Origin of the sequence: Blautia sp. AM23-13AC (assembly GCF_003435675.1) — a bacterium.
Lineage (GTDB): Bacteria > Bacillota > Clostridia > Lachnospirales > Lachnospiraceae > Fusicatenibacter > Fusicatenibacter saccharivorans.
Map to the genome: position 1 here is coordinate 61,212 of NZ_QTUL01000002.1, position 18,250 is coordinate 79,461.

The 18,250-nt window shown below is 49.8% G+C and carries 19 protein-coding genes; 4 read left to right on the forward strand and 15 right to left on the reverse strand.

Annotation, left to right across the window (positions count from 1 at the left end; genetic code table 11):
• Positions 1-279: 279 nt before the first annotated feature.
• Entirely contained in the window at positions 280-1,719 is a 1,440-nt protein-coding gene (locus DW642_RS02755; RefSeq protein WP_117509203.1) for a putative DNA modification/repair radical SAM protein, read from the forward strand.
• A gap of 98 nt (positions 1,720-1,817) precedes the next feature.
• Positions 1,818-2,585, forward strand: a complete 768-nt coding sequence (locus tag DW642_RS02760) for a TIGR03915 family putative DNA repair protein (RefSeq protein ID WP_117509204.1) — start codon at positions 1,818-1,820, stop codon at positions 2,583-2,585.
• A gap of 4 nt (positions 2,586-2,589) precedes the next feature.
• Here the strand turns inward: DW642_RS02760 and DW642_RS02765 are convergent, their stop codons facing one another.
• The 3 genes from DW642_RS02765 to recQ form a co-directional block, all read right to left on the reverse strand.
• Positions 2,590-2,928 (reverse strand): cyclic-di-AMP receptor, encoded by a 339-nt coding sequence (locus DW642_RS02765; protein ID WP_055227503.1) that lies wholly within the window; start codon positions 2,926-2,928, stop codon positions 2,590-2,592.
• A 137-nt stretch (positions 2,929-3,065) separates the two neighbouring features.
• The gene (locus tag DW642_RS02770) at positions 3,066-3,947 is read right to left on the reverse strand and encodes a hypothetical protein (RefSeq protein WP_117509205.1); all 882 of its coding nucleotides are present in this window, start codon (positions 3,945-3,947) and stop codon (positions 3,066-3,068) included.
• Positions 3,948-3,999: 52 nt separating this feature from the next.
• Positions 4,000-5,835, reverse strand: coding sequence for a DNA helicase RecQ (gene recQ, locus DW642_RS02775; protein WP_117509420.1), 1,836 nt, complete (start codon positions 5,833-5,835; stop codon positions 4,000-4,002).
• 136 nt (positions 5,836-5,971) lie between these two features.
• Between recQ and DW642_RS02780 the strand changes: the two genes are divergently transcribed.
• Entirely contained in the window at positions 5,972-6,865 is an 894-nt protein-coding gene (locus DW642_RS02780) for a polysaccharide deacetylase family protein (RefSeq protein ID WP_226906352.1), read from the forward strand.
• A gap of 19 nt (positions 6,866-6,884) precedes the next feature.
• Here DW642_RS02780 and DW642_RS02785 read toward each other — a convergent pair whose 3' ends face one another.
• From DW642_RS02785 to DW642_RS02800, 4 genes are all read right to left on the reverse strand, one after another.
• A complete protein-coding gene (locus DW642_RS02785; protein ID WP_158554960.1) occupies positions 6,885-8,309 on the reverse strand; it encodes an alanine/glycine:cation symporter family protein in 1,425 nt (474 codons plus the stop codon).
• Between the two features lie 202 nt (positions 8,310-8,511).
• Entirely contained in the window at positions 8,512-9,066 is a 555-nt protein-coding gene (locus tag DW642_RS02790; protein ID WP_022461914.1) for a hypothetical protein, read from the reverse strand.
• On the reverse strand, positions 9,063-9,290 hold the full coding sequence (locus DW642_RS02795) for a hypothetical protein (protein WP_055227506.1): 228 nt from the start codon (positions 9,288-9,290) through the stop codon (positions 9,063-9,065). Before DW642_RS02795 ends, DW642_RS02790 begins: the two co-directional genes overlap by 4 nt.
• 32 nt (positions 9,291-9,322) lie before the next feature.
• Entirely contained in the window at positions 9,323-10,234 is a 912-nt protein-coding gene (locus DW642_RS02800; RefSeq protein WP_226906353.1) for a GTP pyrophosphokinase, read from the reverse strand.
• A gap of 295 nt (positions 10,235-10,529) precedes the next feature.
• On the opposite strand from DW642_RS02800, the gene DW642_RS02805 reads away from it, so the two are divergent.
• Positions 10,530-11,321, forward strand: coding sequence for a DUF975 family protein (locus DW642_RS02805; protein ID WP_117509207.1), 792 nt, complete (start codon positions 10,530-10,532; stop codon positions 11,319-11,321).
• Positions 11,322-11,395: 74 nt separating this feature from the next.
• On the opposite strand, the gene DW642_RS02810 is transcribed toward DW642_RS02805, so the two are convergent.
• From DW642_RS02810 to DW642_RS02845, 8 genes are all read right to left on the reverse strand, one after another.
• Positions 11,396-11,881, reverse strand: a complete 486-nt coding sequence (locus DW642_RS02810; protein WP_022461910.1) for a cytidylate kinase-like family protein — start codon at positions 11,879-11,881, stop codon at positions 11,396-11,398.
• 137 nt (positions 11,882-12,018) lie between these two features.
• A complete protein-coding gene (locus tag DW642_RS02815; RefSeq protein WP_117509208.1) occupies positions 12,019-12,666 on the reverse strand; it encodes a YczE/YyaS/YitT family protein in 648 nt (215 codons plus the stop codon).
• Between the two features lie 85 nt (positions 12,667-12,751).
• The gene (gene fliB, locus DW642_RS02820; RefSeq protein ID WP_055265399.1) at positions 12,752-13,927 is read right to left on the reverse strand and encodes a flagellin lysine-N-methylase; all 1,176 of its coding nucleotides are present in this window, start codon (positions 13,925-13,927) and stop codon (positions 12,752-12,754) included.
• A complete protein-coding gene (gene larC / locus DW642_RS02825; RefSeq protein ID WP_117509209.1) occupies positions 13,924-15,249 on the reverse strand; it encodes a nickel pincer cofactor biosynthesis protein LarC in 1,326 nt (441 codons plus the stop codon). Before larC ends, fliB begins: the two co-directional genes overlap by 4 nt.
• Entirely contained in the window at positions 15,242-15,994 is a 753-nt protein-coding gene (larB, locus tag DW642_RS02830; RefSeq protein WP_055219567.1) for a nickel pincer cofactor biosynthesis protein LarB, read from the reverse strand. The genes larC and larB overlap by 8 nt, the downstream gene beginning before the upstream one ends.
• 315 nt (positions 15,995-16,309) lie before the next feature.
• Complete coding sequence (locus DW642_RS02835) at positions 16,310-16,630, reverse strand: hypothetical protein (protein WP_022461179.1); 321 nt, start codon at positions 16,628-16,630, stop codon at positions 16,310-16,312.
• Positions 16,631-16,774: 144 nt separating this feature from the next.
• Positions 16,775-17,338 carry a Fe-S-containing hydro-lyase gene (locus DW642_RS02840; RefSeq protein ID WP_117509210.1) on the reverse strand — a complete coding sequence of 188 codons (564 nt, stop codon included), beginning with the start codon at positions 17,336-17,338 and terminating at the stop codon, positions 16,775-16,777.
• Positions 17,339-17,340: 2 nt separating this feature from the next.
• Positions 17,341-18,183: a fumarate hydratase gene (locus DW642_RS02845; protein ID WP_055265393.1), complete on the reverse strand. Its 843-nt coding sequence runs from the start codon at positions 18,181-18,183 to the stop codon at positions 17,341-17,343.
• Between the last annotated feature and the right edge of the window lie 67 nt (positions 18,184-18,250).

Below are 18,250 nucleotides of genomic sequence, written 5' to 3' on the forward strand. Positions count from 1 at the left end.
CCGCACAGATTTGTTTTTCCGATCTGTGCGGCTGTTTTTGTATAACTTTTTTCTAACAGAAATTTTCCCTGCTGTTTCCTGTTCACGTTTTTCCGGATCGAATTCTGTTTCTTTTCTTCCAGTATTTTCTTGTACTATTTTCATTTTTCCTCTTGAACATTCGTTCGATTTGTGTTACACTTCTTTTATCGAACAGTTGTTCTTTTTATAAAATACCTGTTATCTTATTGTTTTACTTTTATTCGTATTCATTTGGACATAGAAAGGAATTTTTCTGCCATGCAGTTATCATCACAAACACTTTCTCTCTCCGAGAAGCTGAATCTTCTCGCTGACGCGGCCAAATACGACGTTGCGTGCACTTCCAGCGGTGTGAACCGTGCCGGAAAACAGGGACATCTCGGCAATTCGGTCTCCTGCGGTATCTGCCACAGCTTTTCTTCCGACGGACGCTGTATCTCTCTGTTGAAAATTCTGCAGAGCAACGACTGTATCTACGACTGTAAATACTGCGTCAACCGCGCCGGGAATGACCGGCAGCGCGCCACGTTTACACCGGAGGAGGTCTGTACACTCGTCACGGAATTTTATCGCCGAAACTATATTGAGGGACTCTTTTTAAGTTCCGCCGTCTGCAAAAATCCTGCCCATACGATGGAGCTCATGTACCGCACTCTGCATCTTTTACGTAATCGTTACCGCTTTAACGGCTACATCCACGTCAAAGCTATCCCGGGCGCACCCGCCGAGCTGATCGAAAAGACCGGCTATCTCGCCGACCGCATGAGCGTCAATCTGGAACTCCCGACCGGAGAAGGGCTGCAGAAACTGGCCCCGCAGAAGACACAGAAAGCGATTTTAAAACCCATGCGCCAGATCCAGTCCGGTATTGTAGATTACCGGCTGACCGCAGGGAAAAGCGCTTTTTTAGAGCGTTCCTCGGGAAACCGCTATCTCTCCCACTCCATTTTCGATACACGAAAGCAGATTTCCGCCTCCGCTGCCGATCTGGGCTGGATCTCTTCCTCCTCCGCGCGGTCACTGCCGGAAAAGGAACGCTCTGCTCCCTTCGTTCCTGCCGGCCAGAGCACGCAGATGATCATCGGTGCGACAAAGGAAAACGATTACCAGCTTCTCTCCACCTCACAGCTTCTCTACCAGCAGTATGACCTGAAGCGCGTCTTTTACTCCGCCTACATTCCGGTCAACGAGGATTCCGCCCTGCCCTCACGTGAAACCAAGCCGCCGCTTCTTCGGGAACACCGCCTTTATCAGGCAGACTGGCTGCTCCGCTTCTACGGTTTTCAGGCGGATGAACTGCTCGATGAAGCCCACCCGAACTTTCATGCACAGCTCGACCCGAAATGCGACTGGGCGCTGCGCCATATGGAGCTGTTTCCGGTGGAGATCAACACGGCTGAGTATGCCGACCTTCTGCGCGTTCCCGGCATCGGGCCGAAATCGGCCATGCGGATTGTAAAGAGCCGCAGAAGCTCCCATCTTTCATTTGATCATCTGAAAAAGATCGGTGTGGTGCTGAAACGCGCCAAATATTTTATCACCTGCGAGGGAAAAATGATGTATCACATGCGGCTGGAACAGCAGTTTCTGACCCGGCAGCTCACGGGAGAGGAAGCCGCCTCCAACTGGGAGGTTTCCCATCCGGAACAGTATCAGCAGCTTTCTCTGTTTGATGCTGCCGTACCTGGGCATATATAATCCCGGGCGTTCTTCTCACGGAAAAGCCTTTTTGCTGTATCTGCGCTTTTTGCAGAAGGCTGTTGTCTGTATCAATTGATTTCAGAAAGGATTTTATTATGACTGTTTACACCTGCAGCCCGGATCTTGCGTCGATCCTGACCTGCATCTATGAAGCCTGGAATTCCCGTCTCGGCTACCGCAATGTACGGCTGATGACGGAACCAGTCGGCAATCTGGAGCTGTTCTGCGATTACTGCCATGTTGAGCCGGACACAGAAAAAGCCGCCAGCGTCACGCGATCCATTCAAAAGAAGATCGGCGCAGCAGCCTGGCGGCTCGTCTATCTCTGTGCAATGTCCGAGAGAAGCGACGCTCCCGACATCATTTATCGTTTTCTGCTCTACGGCTTTTCCTATGGAAAGGATACCCTGCATATGCTGCAGGAACCGGCGGTATTCCACGCTTTTGAAGTTTCCCGTCAGGTCACAAATGAAGCGCATTCGTTCCGGGAATTTATCCGTTTTGCAAATATTTCCTCCGGTTTTCCGATCCTGGTCTCGCATATTTCCCCGAAAGCCAATGTGCTGACCCTGGTCGCTCCCCATTTTTCTGACCGGCTTCCCTCAGAAAACTGGATGATTCTCGATGATAACCGGCAGCTTGCCGTCGTGCATCCCGCTGACCGGCCCTTTTATCTGACCCGTCTTTCTCCGGATGAAATAGAACGCCTTTCCCTCACGGAATCCACTTCGGACCCTTACGAAGAACTCTGGAAAGGATTTTTCACCGCAATTGCCATCAAAGAGCGTTCCAATCCCGACTGTCAGCGTACGCATCTGCCGCTCCACTACCGGGATCATATGCCGGAATTTAAAAATTTTTAGAGTCTTAGAATTTTTCCAGCTGTTCCATGTTCAGCACAAACACAGTACAGCCTCCTGTCTGGGTATCAATCGGAACAGAGTAATTTCCGCCCGGGCAGAAGTTTCCGCTTTCCATCGGGGTGGCCGCATAGGTAACTGTTTTCCGAAGCCCTGCTTCCTGTTTTAAGATCGCAAGCACAGCGTCGAGCTTATGATCATCGGTTCCGATCAGCAGTGTTGTGTTCTTCTCCTTCAGGAAACCGCCGGTCGTGGCAAGCTCCGTCACAAAAAAGCCTTTTTTGTTCAACTCGGCAATGGTGTCTGCCTCGTCCTCTTTCCGTAATACAGCAACAATTAACTTCATACAAATTCCTCCTCGCATCCTCCGGTCAAACGGATTCTGATTTTTGAAAAGTCAGCTGCTTATGCCGTATGGCACATTGCATTTTTCTGTTTTCACAGTAAAAATAGCATAATGTCACGGAAAAAGAAAGTCTTTTTTTACTTTTTCACTTCAAATCCGTATGACACGGTTCCATTTTCGAATACCGCGTCCACTTCGTAGATGTAGCCGGCCTCGGCTCCCGGAATGCTCCAGCTCTCCGCATGCTCCACAGAAACGCTTTCTCCCTCCGGGTAACCATTGCCAAAGTTCTGCCCCCGGTCTTCGGCCGGCCATCTTTCTGCTGTGACAGAATCCGGCTCCTCCGAGAAGACAAGCTCCAGATCGGTTTTTCCTTCGTCATTTGCTGTATGCAGATCACTCAGTTCCGTCCATTCCAGAATGAACGCACTGTCCGCAACGACGTTCTGACCATTGCCGTCCTCATCAACATAAGACCAGGTATAACCTCCCTGTGTTGCCATAGCTGTCACCTGGGCATTTGGCTGTGTGTAGCACAGATTCAGAAACGGAATTTCCGATGGATCCTTTTCCGGCAGAATCTGGGAAAGTTCCTCATCGAATTTTTCTGCATCCGCCTCCGTACCGCCGCTGATTCTCATAATACGGCTGATACCCGGATATTGTCCCGGATAGGAGTTCAGCATAATACCGTCGCCCTCCACTTGAAGAAAATCTCCTTTTTTGATCTCGGACGGATCAATAGCATTTCCATTTTCATCGTAAAGTGTGTCGGACGGTGTATGTGTCACATAGATGTTTCCGTGTTCCAGATCTCCCAGGTACCATAACCCGGAATCTTCTGCAAGAAATACGGCTTTCTGTACTTCTTCTGCCCTATTGCTGTCCGCTGCAGTACTTGCTGTATCTGCATTCAGATTTCGGTCCCGTTCCGTTTTCATATAGATTCCGCCTCCAATCAGCACGGCGGCAACTACAACACCGGTCACTCCAAAAATAACTGCGTTTTCTTTTTTCATAAGCGTATTCTTCCTTTCCTGTTGTTTTCCCGTTTTTTTTACACGACTTGTTTTATCTTTCTGCAAGACATGCAAGAAACGGTTCCCCGTACTTTTCAAATTTGCTCTCGCCGACACCAGAGACCGCCAGCATTTCCTCTTTGTTGGACGGTTTCTCCATCGCCATCTGGATCAGTGTTTTATCCGAGAAGATAATATACGGAGGCACTTTATGCTCCTTTGCAAGCTCCATCCGGAGTGCCCGCAGTTTTTCGAATACCGCGGCCTCCTCGTTGGAAAGATCCTTTGCCGCTGCCGAGGTTTTTGTCTTTGTCTTCTCTTTTGCGGCTTTCGGAATCCGTTTTTCTTCTTTTGCCATCTTCATCAGCATCGTGCCGTCCTCATCCAGCAGCTCCGCCGCTTTTGGCAACAGGCGCACAATGCTGTATGTGTCGGCCGTTACATAGAGATATTCCCGGACCTGCAGTTCATTTAAGATCTGCCGCAGCCGGTAGACCGGCTCTTTTGCCAGTTCCCCGTAATGGGAGTTTTCATCCATGCGGTACTGGCGGATTTTCGCGGTATTCGCACCGTGCAGGGTATCGAGAATCACCGTCGTGCCGTAGCGCTGACGGCATTCCCGCACACAGCCAAGGATTGCCTTTGCCGCCGCTGTCACATCCACCGTTTCAAATTCCGAGAGGCAGTTGGAACAGTTTCCACAGTAATTGGAACCGTATTCCCCGAAATACCTCAGGATATAATCTCTGAGGCACTCATGGGTGAAACAGTAAAACGTCATTTTCTTCAGCCGTTCCTCCTCCCGCTGACGGATCAGCGCTGTCGTCTCGGGATCCTCACTCTCCTGCGCCATGTTTTCGATAAAAAACTGGTTTGTGATGACGTCCTGTCCCGCGTACAGCAGAATACATTCCGCCGGAAGGCCGTCCCTGCCTGCTCGTCCGGCCTCCTGATAATAGCTTTCCATGTTTTTCGGCATATTATAATGGATGACGTACCGCACATTCGATTTATCGATTCCCATACCAAAAGCGTTTGTCGCTACCATGATCTGCTTCCGGTCATAAATAAAATCTTCCTGGTTTTCCTTCCGTTCCAGGTCAGAGAGACCCGCATGGTATCTTGTGACAGAATATCCTTTCTGCTCGAGTTTCTCACAGACCTCCTCCACATTTTTTCTGGTCAGACAGTAAATAATTCCGCAGTCCGCCTCGTGCTCTGCAAGGAATGATTCCACGGCTGCGAATTTATCTTTCGGCTGCTGTACCGTAAATTTCAGATTTTTCCGGTCAAAGCCTGTGACCAGACGTACCGGATCACGCAAAGACAGTAGTGCTTCGATATCATCCCGTACCTCTTTTGTTGCCGTTGCCGTAAAGGCACCGATCACCGGCCGTGCGGGAAGCTGCTCGACAAACTCTGTGATTTTCAGGTAGCTTGGGCGGAAATCCTGACCCCACTGGGAAATACAGTGTGCCTCATCAACACTAATCATCGAAATTTCCATCGACTGCACCGCGCACAAAAATTCCGGTGTCAGAAGGCGTTCCGGGGCGACATAAATAATCTTGTACCGGCCCTCCATGGCAAAGCCGAGTGCCTTCCGGTACTGCGCCGCACTTAAGGAGCTGTTCAGAAACGCAGCGTGAATCCCCGCCTGGTTCAGGGTCGATACCTGATCCTTCATCAGAGAAATCAACGGTGATACCACCAGGGTAATTCCTGGCAGCAGAAGCGCCGGAATCTGATAACACAGCGATTTTCCTGCTCCGGTCGGCATGATGCCGAGCACGTCCTGTCCGTTCAGAAGCGCATCCACCAGCATCTCCTGCCCCTCCCGGAAGGAATCGTAACCGAAGTACTTTTTTAAAACCTCATATTTTGTCATCTTGTTTTTCTCTGCCCTTTCCATCCACTCTACCTCCATTGTGACATAGATTGCAGGTAAAGTCAAACAGATGTGTGCCGCATGTTTTCTTTCATCCATACATATATTGTCTCAAAAAGTCCTGGAGGGGGATTTTATGCGTTCTCTTTCACCCCTTTCCCGCCGGATCCTGAAAAAAGCCGGTATCGCCGCCGCTTTTTTCTGCTCCGCTTTTCTTTTTGGCTCTGTTCTGTCCCACTTTACCTGCCGTGCGCTCCGAAAGGCAGCCCCAGTTTTTCTCTCTGCTGCGCCGGAGACACCTGTTTCTTCCGTTTCGATGCCCGTCCTCTCCTCTGCTGCCGAAAACTGGGGGCTCTCCTTCCCGGAAAAAGGGAAGACTCCCGTCGGCAATGCTACATCCGAAGAGCTTGCCGCCTACAACGCCTGGTTTGCCGCTTCACCGGAAGAAAACATCATCTATCTGACGTTTGACTGCGGCTATGAAAACGGCAACACACCAACGATTCTTGATGCGCTCCAGAAGCATCAGGCTCCCGCAACGTTCTTTGTCGTCGGCAATTTTCTCTCCGACCAGCCGGATCTTGTCAAACGTATGGCAGCGGAAGGCCATATCGTCGGAAACCACACCTGGTCGCACCCGGATATGTCCAAAATCTCCACGCAGGAAGCCTTCTCAGAAGAACTGAACCGAGTCTCCACACTTTATCAGGAAACCACCGGCCAGGAAATGGTGAAATTTTACCGGCCGCCGCAGGGAAAATACAGCACACAGAACCTGCAGATGGCAAAGGACCTCGGATACCAGACGTTTTTCTGGAGTCTCGCCTATGTAGACTGGTACCAGGATCAGCAGCCGACCCACGAGGAGGCTTTCAAAAAGTTGACCGGACGCATTCATCCCGGTGCCATCGTCCTGCTTCATAATACCTCATCCACCAACGCGGAGATTCTCGATGAGCTGCTGACGAAATGGGAAGAAATGGGATATTCTTTCGGCTCTCTCGATCAGCTCGCATCGAAATCTGCCTGAGGACCGGAAATACGGTTTCTCATGTATTTCTATCTTTCTTTTGTTCTGCTTTTTTTATCCTGCTTTCAAACCGGAATGCCTCCTCTTTTACTTCCTTCCAGAGCCGCAGCACACAGAGCAGGTTCGGCACCGCCATGCAGGCATTGGCAAGCTCCGCAAAATTCCAGACCGTTTCTGCCATGCAGACGCACCCGGCAAACGCTGCAAAACAGAAGAAAACACGGTAAACCATTCCGAAGCTATCCTTTTTCACCAGCCAGAGAAACGCCTGCTCCCCCTGGTATGCCCAGCCGGCCATCGTTGCAAATGCGAACAGCAGAATCCCGACCGCGACAACATAGCCTCCCGCCGGTCCGAACACACTTTCAAAGGCCTGAATTACCATCGCCGCTCCATCCGCTTTTTCCGCCTCCAGTATCCCCTCTGCCGCCCCGGTCACTCCAACGGCAAGGCCGGTCACAAGACAGATCACCATGGTATCAACGAACACACCTGTCATGCTGATGTACCCCTGCCGCACGGGATCGTCGGTCTGTGCCGCCGCAGCACTGATTCCGCCTGCTCCAAGCCCTGCTTCATTCGAAAACACACCGCGGGAAATTCCATACCGCAAGGCCGGCGGCAGCAGGGAAATTCCCGCACCCACCGCTCCTCCCGATACCGCCCGGAAAGAAAACGCGTCCCGTACTATCGCAAGCAGTGTCCGCGGAAGCTCTCCGGCGTGCAGACCGATTACCATTCCTGCCCCGCCCAGATAAAAGAGTGCCATTCCCGGTACCAGCACCTCCGCCGCTTTTGCAATGGAACGCAGTCCGCCTGTCACCACGAGCAGAAGAAGAATCGTCAGCACCAACGCGCTTTTTTCTCTTGCCACGCCAAACGTATCCTGCATCGCCAGCGCAATCGAGTTTGCCTGCGTCATATTGCCCATTCCGAGAGATACCAGCACGGTGCTTCCGGCAAAAAACACAGCCAGCATCTTCGCCAGCCGCTCCCCCGGAAATGCTCTGGTCAGCGTCACCATCGGACCGCCGCAGTATGTTCCGTCTTTTCTTTGCATCCGGTACTGCACCGAGAGAAAACTCTCAGAAAATTTCAAAGCAAGTCCCACAACCGCCGCCAGCATCATCCATCCCAGTGCTCCTGGTCCTCCAAGCGCCATTGCGGAGGCAACCCCCACGATATTGCCCGTCCCGATTTCCGCCGCAAGTTCCGTCATCAGCGATGCGAACGGCGAAACTCCTGCTTCTGTTTTCTCCCCGCTGTATCTCGCCTCACGGCCGAATGCTGTACGAAGCGCAAAGAACAACCGTCGAATGGGTAGCGCGCGAAGCTGGATGGTCAGAAAAATGCCTGTCCCAAGCAGCAGAAAAAGAAGCGGCGGTCCCCAGGCGGCTGCATTCACCGCTTTTAGAAATGCATTGATTTTTTCAAGCGTGGCCATATCCATTCCTCCCTGTACAAAGTTCCAAAGGAAAGCAGTTCCCGTCCCTCCATTGTTAAACGGTTTTCTGTCCATGCATCGCAATGTTTTCTCTGCACTTTATGCAGCACCGCACAAAAAAAGAACCCGACAGCAGCCTTACGGCCCGTCCGGTTCTTTCGATCTTCATCTTATTTTGTTGTATTCCGCTTCCGCCCGTTTTTCAGGACTCCTGCTCCTTTAAATCATCCGCCACGAGAACACCCGCTTTGAAGCCCATCAGCATCATCTCGAGCATTTCTGCATCGTAATTGCGGTATTTCAGGTAATAAAACAGCGAATCGAGATAATTCAGAAAGCCTTTTTTCGTCTCCGGACTTAAAATCACCCGTTTTCCGTCGCCCATCAGATATTTGGCAATCCGGGAAAAGACGAACTTTTCGTTCAGAAATGCCATCGCATCCGATGTCTCATCCTCCACCAGGATCTGGATCGGTTTTCTCCGCAGCAGCCAGTAGGTCTCATAGGAGATCACTTTCAATGAATTGATATGCTTTGCCTGATGAAAATGTTTCAGGCGGGAAATATCCGTGAAATAGTCCAGCACTGCATGGCTCAACAGCGACTCGCTGATCTGGATTTTCTCGCGGATGCCGAGACTCTTGGCAAATTCCTCGATTTCTTCGTAAAAAACAGCGTAACGGCTCTGGATTACTTCCTCGGAAAATTCTTCCAGAAGTCCGTCGTAGTTTGTGTATATTTTTTCTATTGTATTCATTTTTCCTCCCCGGGCAGATTCAGGATTTCATAGCAGAGTTTCGTCCGGACAAAGTCGGTATATTCGGTCATCTCGCGTTTTTCCATTGTTCCGTAGCGGATCGGCGAGGTATTTCCCATCAGATGTTTTCGGATTTTTCCGGCTTTGACTGCCGCCATCATATTCTCCGCAGAGTCCTCTGCTGCATGAGAGAAGCCCATGCGGCCCGTGTTTCTTCCATCCATTTTTTATCCTTTCCCATGTCTGAAAAGCAGTTTTATTCTTTCAGTATGCTCCAGACGGCATCATCCATCGTATGAATTTCATTCAGATCGCGTTTTTCCACCGCTGCCTTGACCTGCGGTTTTAATTCACGCTTGCGCACGATCGTTTCCTTGCTCTGGAACTTCTCATCCGGCACAACCTGGAGACGGCGGTAGAACGATCCCATCTCATCTCCCATGCCCGCCAGACGGTTCAGCAGCTCGGAAAACTCTGTCAGCATGGCGTTTCCCTTGCGCCGCGGGTAAAGAATGCTGTGGTCAATCTCTCCCCAGCCCTCCTCGAACAGCGTCTTAATCTGAATTTCAATGTAGACGCCGCGGTAAACGACAATGTAATGCACCGCACGGTAATGTTTCCGGTCCAGAATGTTCTCCTCCGGAATCCAGTTCACATAAATGTCGGCGTAATCGCCAAGTCTTGTATGGACTTTCGGCGGCTCTGCCATATAGCCCGATGCGTTCTGGTCGTAGTCACGGCCGTAATCACGGATGTATTTCTCCGGATCATTTTTAAACCAGTGCGTAATGTATTTATGGAAGTTTACCCAGTCCTCCCGATACAGCAAAAGTCCCCGGATTCCGATCAGATCTGTCACGTAACGCATATAGCTTGTCGAATCCATTTTCCGGTACTTTGCATAATTTTCTAGGCGCTTGCGCACCAGCTTTTCCACCAGATGTTCGGTGTCCTTCAGACGGCTGTGGTACGACTGCAGTCCGATCTCTTTTTCCTTGTCCTGCAAAAACTCTGCCACAAATTCTTTTCGGATCTTTTCCAGCGTCGGACGGCGCCGTTCATAATCATCCGCAATTTCCAGCAGTTCTTCCCAGGAAATATCTGCTTCCTCAAATTCCTGCGGCAGAATTCCGAATTTCTGCAAAAACTCGTCCTTTGTCAGATACACGTAGATTCCTCGCTCTCTTTGTCAATTCAACGTACAGGTTTCTTTTTTTCAGAACGCACCCCGGAGAAACCCGGCCCCGCTGCGTTCTGACGCACCGGAGAGATTATAGCACATTCATCCCCGCTTCACAAGTAAAATCTTTATTTAAGAATGCACATTTCCACTTTAATCTTTCTGCCAATTTCTTAAACTTTCCTTAAGCTGTCTTGATGTTTCACCTGCCCCATGGTAAGATAATCGTGACTTGGCAGAATTGTCTGCTGTTTACACTTACATTAAGAGGGAGGTCTTTTTTATGTGGACTCGAGAGGAACTGAAAACCCGCGGAAAAGCCGCATTTTTACGCAATTACTGGATCTGTGTGGTAGCCGCCTTGATTCTGACTCTGCTGGTCGGAAGCGGTACTTCTAATTCTGGAAATTCCAACAATGACAGCAATCAGACTAACTCGGTCGGTATATCTGGATTTACGATTTCTTCCGATAACTTCAATGTGGAATCCTTTGCAGAAAAATTCACCCCGCTTGGACCGGTTAAATTTGTTTTTACTGTCTTCAGCGGCATTGTACTTCTTGTCATTGGTCTTGCCTTTATTCTGATCCGTATTTTTGTTCTTGCACCATTTGAGGTAGGAGGCTCGAGGTTTTTCATTGAAAACTCGATGGAAAAAGCGGGACTTGGCAACATACTGTTCGGATTCCAGAACGGCTACTATGGAAAAACTGTGTGGACTCTGTTTTTAAAAAATCTTTATATATTCCTCTGGTCGCTGCTTCTTCTGATTCCTGGAATTGTGAAAGCTTATGAATACCGCATGGTTCCTTATCTTCTCGCCGACTACCCGGAACTTTCGACCGAAGAAGCATTCCGCATCAGCCGTGAAATGATGAACGGTGAAAAGATGAATACATTTATTCTTGATCTCTCCTTTATCGGATGGTATATTCTTTCCGGAATCACCTGCAATCTTGTCGGTATTTTCTATCTGTATCCGTACAAATATGCAACCGATGCCGAACTGTTCCTGGTTCTGAAACAGAATTACTTCTCCAGCCGGAGTTATGGCAATACGTATCAGGCTTACTAAACCGCACAAAAAATCAGGTGCTTCTCTTTTTCGGGAAGCACCTGATTTTTTATGTATTTCTTTTTAAATATCTCTTAGATATAATCTTTCATTTCAAAATACCGCATCAGAATATCGGCACAGTTCTCGATGCCAAGATCCGAGGTATTCAGGATCATATGGTAGTTATTGACATCGCCCCATGTCTTTCCGGTATTTTTATAATAATACTCGGCACGCTGCTTGTCTGTCTCTTCCAGCATCACCTCAGCCGCCTCTCTTGTCAGGGAAAACAGCTTCATGATACGTTTGATCCGGTCCTCTTTGTCCGCGCAGACATAAATATTGATGACGTTGCTTTTATCTTTCAGAAACTCCGAAGCACACCGTCCAATGATAATACACGGCTGTTTCGCCAGCTCGCGGATCGCATCCGCCTCAGATTCAAAGGCATTTTCACGCATGCCGTGCTCTACATCGTCCTTATCATATACCGGGATATGCAGTCTCTCGGAAAGTTCTTTCGCAATAATACTCGCCCCAGTACCAAACCGGCGGCTCATCGTAATAACTAAGTTCATTTGCCACTTCCTCCTTCGCACTTCTCATAACGCAAACAAACGCCTTATGACAAATCAAAAAATTTTTCTTTCGCTGTCTTTTATTATAACAAACCCCCACCGAAAACTCAAGGTTTTTCGACAGGGGCATGGATCACTCAGGCGATGGTGATTTCTTCTATTTTCTTTTTTGCGAAATGATTGAATGCCGCGATGACTCTTCCTGTGCAGACCATGGCTATAACAGTGCCGATTCCGATTCCTACCGGGCGGCCGGCATCGATGAGGCCGATCGCAAGGGAAATGACGATGGCGGAGAAATCAAAAAGATTTTTTCCGAAACCCATGTTCTTTCCGCAGCGCTCGCCGAGAACTCTTGCCAGGCCGTCGGCCGGGTTTGGGACGATGTTGACGTCTACGGTCACAGCGGCGCCGATTCCCGTAAGAATGATGGCAAGGACAAGAACGAGAAGCCGCATTCCCATCTGGTCAGGTGCCGGGAAAATCCGGTCGAAGATGGTGATAAAGGCGCTCGTCAGGTAACTTGCGGCAACCTGCAGAAGCTGGAACGGCGGGAATTTTCCTTTCAGCAGTACGATCTGTAATACGATGAAGATCAAATACGCCACGAAGACGGCGGTTCCTGTTTCATAGCCGAAGATCTGTGCCACGGCGTACGGCATGGAGATGATGGGCGATACGCCGAGGTTCGTCTTCGTATTCAGTGTGATACCGAGTGCCAGCACCATAATTCCAATCAGATAAAGCGCAATGCGCAGAATCCATTTCTTTTGTTTTTCCTGCATAATTTTCCCTCTTTTCTTTCTGTAACAACGCTTCTATCTTAACACACATCAGGGAAAATGTGCAGTAAGTCTATCGGATGCAGGATTACTCCTCCTCCAGCACACAGCCTTCTGGTGCATAAGTTTCAAAAAGCCAGTCCTCAAGCGCATTCAGATTATCATCGGAATGCTCGACCTCACGCGCATAGCGCCAGGAAAGCTCCTCGATGTCGTGCATGGAAAGCGTTTTTCCATTTTCCAGCCACCGTGCAACCAGGATTTCCTGAATCCAACGGACAGAGAACAGCGCGAGTTCCATTTTGGAACAGACCATATCGTCATAGACGGCGCCGCAGAAATAGGTGTAGACGAAAAACATCAAAAGCTGCTCACCGATGTTTTCCCACTCTGCACGGCGTTCACCTGCAGCGCCCCAGGTGCGATGGAATTCTTCACAGATGGCCTGATAAGCGGTTTCTCCGTTCTGATACAGCGCTTTTTCTGTGCCGTCAAGCACAGTATCCCATTCCGGACGAAGACGCTCGAGACCGCGGAGAACGGCAAGTTCCTTCACCTGGCGGTCATATGCATGAAAGGATGCAGCATCCACACCTTTTTCCGCAAGGCTCTCCGCCACGCACTCGCTTAAGGTTCCCTCTTCCAGATGCTTTTCATACTTCCGAAGCAGGTCATCGATATCATACTCCCGCTGCTCCTCCATACAGATCTGATACTGTTCTGCGAGCTGCTCTGCCGCCGTCATGCGCTCCTGCAGCGGCAGTTCGCGGTTCTGCAGAATCCGGAACAAAACATCTCTCGTGTCTTCCAGCTGGGAGAACATCATGAAGTCAAACTCTTCAAAATCATCCTCCTCGTCGGTCTCCTCCTCCAGAAAACGCACCGGCTCTTTGCAGGACAGGATAATCCGTGCAGCTTCCGGGCAGGAAAGGGACAGGGATAATTCACGCAGACCCTCGTACTCCTCCGTATGGCGCGGGTAAAGGCGGCAGGTGTCACATAAGGAATCCGGCCCCAGTTCCTTGTAAAGATCGCAGAGATTTTCATCATTCAGAAAGGCACAGCGGCGGTTGTTCTGGTAAAAACACTCTTCCTCCCAGTCGATCGAATTGCGCAGGCGCTTTCCAAACTCACTCTTCTCATTTCCATACCGCTCCAGGGAATCCTCGTCGATCACGATCTGCCAGCCGGCACAGCACGTATCCGGGCAGTCTCCGGCGGTGCATACAAACTGGTCGTAAAAATGTGGTTTTAAATATCTCATGCTTTTTTGTTTCCTTCTTTATATTTCTGTACGATCCACGCACCAGCCTCGCCGACCGGCATGCCGCTTTTTTCTGCAATTACTGCGGCACTCTCGTACTCTGGGTAAATTTTTTCGATCTCGCCGTGGCGGCAGATCTTGACTGTCACATGGCCGTACTCGGTTGCGATTGTCGCAAACTCGCGTTTCATCACGGTGCGCTCCATCCGGCAGCGGCGGATGCCGATTGTGGTGGTCTCGGCGAATATGATATTTTCCAACGTCTCCCGCGTTTTATCATCACAGATTACATCCAGCTGGTAAGCCGGGCGGTTTTTCTTCATATAGACCGGGATGTAATGGACATCTCTTGCGCCTGATCGCAGCAGTTTTCCCATGCAGTAGCCGAGCGCCTCGCCGGTGCAGTCATCAATGTTGCACTCCAGCTTCCAGATCGTATCTTTCTCGTCGTTTTCTTCTGTTTCGAGCATCATTGCACGCAGCAGTGACGGGCGCTCATACGTCCGTTTTCCGGCGCCAAGACCTGTTCTGGTACATTTGAAGGATGCCGGCAGTGTCTCTTTGGTACGGATTGCCGCAACAATGGCTGCTCCGGTCGGTGTGACCAGTTCACCCTGGATTCCGGTCGGAACGAGGGTCAGGCCATGTGCCTGTACGATATTTAAAACAGCCGGTACCGGAACCGGGATCATGCCGTGCTGGCATCTGACAAAGCCGCTTCCCTCGCTGAGACCCGTCACGATGACTTCATCCGGCGCCAGGTTATCCAGGCAGACAGCGGCAGCCACAATATCAACGATGGAATCGACAGCTCCCACCTCATGGAAATGCACCTGATCAAGCGGAACGCCATGGGCTTTTGCTTCCGCTTCGGCAAGAATCTGGAAAATCCGCTCCGCCAGCGCTCTTGCTCCCGGTGTCAGACCGCCGCTGCGGATAATCGCAAGAATCTCCGGCAGCCCGCGGTGCTCATGATGGTGATGATGCTCCCCTGTGTGATCGTGGTCATGGCTGTGCGCATGCTCGTGGTCATGATGATGCTCGTGATCATGTGGATGGTCATGCACTTCCGCCCCATCCCCGTGCAGATACGCCATATCGTGATCATGGTTCTCATGCTCTGCATCCAGAATCACATTGAAATCGCAGGCATCCAGCCCCGACTTTTTCACTCTTGTAATCGCAATTTCGTATCCCGGCAGTTTCAGGCTTTCCAGTGATTTCTCCAGTACTTCCCGGTCTGCTCCCAGGTCGAGCAGCGCTGCAACGGTCATATCTCCGCTGATTCCGCTCCCGCACTCCAGATATAAACTTTTACTCATCTTGATGTACTCCCATTCTGTTAATCTGTGTTGCAATATATCCGGCTCCATAGCCGTTGTCGATATTCACGACGGCAATTCCGTTCGCGCAGGAATTGATCATCGTAAGCAGCGCCGAAAGACCGTTCATGCTGGCCCCGTAGCCAACGGATGTCGGAACAGCAATCACCGGCTTGTCCACCAAGCCGCCGAGCACGCTCGCCAGCGCCCCCTCCATTCCGGCAACGGCTACAACGCAGTTGGCGCTCTGAATCGTATCGAGACGCGACAGCAGGCGGTGGATACCGCTCACACCGACATCGTAGATACGCTCAACGTTTGCACCGAAGTATTCTGCGGTCTGCGCCGCCTCCTCGGCAACGGAAATATCCGCAGTTCCAGCCGTACAGACCGCAATTTTTCCGATCCGCTTCTTGTCTTTCTTTTCTATTTTTAAAATATGCGACAGCGGATCATACACCACTTCCGGAAACTTTTCGCGGATCAGCTCATACTGATGCTCACTGGCTCTCGTTCCGAAGACCTCCCCATCCTGCTCGTACAGACGCGTAAAAATCTTCAGCAGATGTTCATCCGCCTTCCGCGCACAGAAAATGACCTCCGCAAATCCGCTCCGGATTTCACGGTGCGTATCCAGCTTAGCATATCCCATCTCCTCGAACGGCTCTTTTTTGAAATATTTCTCTGCCTCCTCGATCGAGATTTCGTTGTTTTTTACTTTTTCTAATACCTCTCTTGCCTCCAAAGCATTCACCTCGTTTTCGTTTTTTCCTTTTTTTCACACCCAAATACGATACAACATAAAAAGAAAGCCGAAACCTCTGCTTTGTCAGAACCTTCTCTTTTCTGACACCGCAAATCTCCAGCTTTCTTTATTTTAAACTATGAAGTGCACTTTAAGTCAAGCAGATTCTATACACAAGTATACCCTGCTTTCTGCGTTCCCGCAATGTTTTCTTTTCGCAGTGTGAGTCATCGTATAGAAATAAGAATCCCCGCCGATGCCGCCTCAAATGCCGCACCGCCGGGGATTCTGTAAGTTTAACTGTATTCCGCTGCTTTATTTCTCTGCTTCTCTTTTCTTATCCAGTTTTACATTGCGGAAGTACAGCACCATATCTACGGTGATCTCTGCAATGTTCAGGAAATAGAAAGCCCATGCAAGGAAAAAGATCCAGTCTTTGTCCGGATTGTTCATATAGCTGATAAATTTGTTAGCAATACCGAAAATATATCCGATCCAGATGAACACCTCAAAGTAAAGGCTCTTTCCTTTTGCTGTTCTTGAAGTCCAGGATTTATAAATGGACAGCGGCCAGGACAGGCCAAAGCACAGGATCATCAGTGCTTCCAGTAAGTGGCTTATCATTTCTACAGTCATGTTTTTCTTCCTCTTTCATTTCTTTTTCTGCCGAAAGTCGCTTGCAAGTGTTAATGCCCTGATGTCTTTTCAGCTTGAGACCTGTCTGAAATAATCAGACGGGTCTATGGTCTCTCTTGTATTTCGTCGTTACAAATGTAACCTTTAGTCTTCTTTATGCGCTTCTAAGTATTCTTTTCTTCCCATCTCATACAGATTATTTCCGTCGCAGTCGATGATAACAAAAAGCGGCATGTCTTCTACTTCCAGACGGCGAAGTGCTTCTGCGCCAAGATCTTCGTATGCGATCAGCTCTGCTTTTTTGATGCATTTTGCAAGCAGTGCGCCGGCTCCGCCGATGGCTCCGAAGTATACGCCATGATATTTCTTCATGGCTTCTACAACTTCCGGAAGACGTGCGCCTTTACCGATCATTCCTCTTGCGCCTACGGACATCATGGTCGGAGCATACGCATCCATACGGCCGCTGGTGGTAGGACCTGCAGATCCGATGACCTGGCCTGGTTTTGCAGGGGTCGGTCCTACGTAGTAAATCGTAGCGTCTGTCGGATCAAACGGGATTTTTTCTCCTCTTGCGAGCGCTTCACACATTCTCTTATGTCCGGCGTCACGGGAAGTATAGATAGTTCCGGTCAGATATACGGTATCTCCGGCATGCAGTGTTTTTGCCAGTTCTTCTGTTAAAGGCAGCTGAATATGTTTTTCCATGATCAGATCACCTCCGTTTTATGACGGGTAACATGGCAGTTGATGTTGACTGCACACGGCATTCCCGCAATATGAGTCGGCATTGTCTCGATATTGAGGCCGATGGCTGTGGTTTTTCCGCCAAAGCCCTGCGGTCCGATGCCGAGTTTGTTGACTTTCTCCAGCATTTCTTTTTCCAGATCTGCGTAGAACGGATCCGGGTTCTCGGAATCGATCGGGCGCATCAGTGCTTTTTTCGCAAGCAGTGCACATTTATCGAAGGTTCCGCCGATACCAACGCCGACTACCATAGGCGGGCATGGGTTCGGGCCTGCTGTCTCAACAACTTCCAGGATGAAATCCTTGATTCCCTGAAGACCTGCGGACGGTTTGAACATACGGATCATACTCATATTTTCGCTTCCGAAGCCTTTCGGGCCTACGGTTACTTTGATCTGATCGCCAGGAACGATCTCGGTGTAGAGCATAGCCGGTGTATTGTCGCCGGTGTTTCCTCTTCTGACCGGATCTTTGACAACGGATTTTCTTAAGTATCCTTTGTCATATCCTCTTCTGACACCTTCGTTGACTGCCTCTGCAAGATCTCCTCCTGCGATGTGCACATCCTGTCCGATTTCCAGGAAAACACATGCCATTCCGGTATCCTGGCAGATCGGCACGTTCTGTGCGTCTGCGATCTCATAATTTTCTACGATTTTGTCCAGAACACCTTTTGCAATCTCGCCATCCTCGCAGGCACGGCAGCCTGTGATGGCACATTTTACGTCTTCCGGAAGATGGTAGTTTGCTTCGATACAAAGTTTCTCTACCACATCCGTAATGGTACTAGCCTGAATTTCACGCATGGGGTTCTCCACCTTTCTTTACTTCTATGATTTATCGTACCGAAAAACCTTTTGGATTTCAGCACGG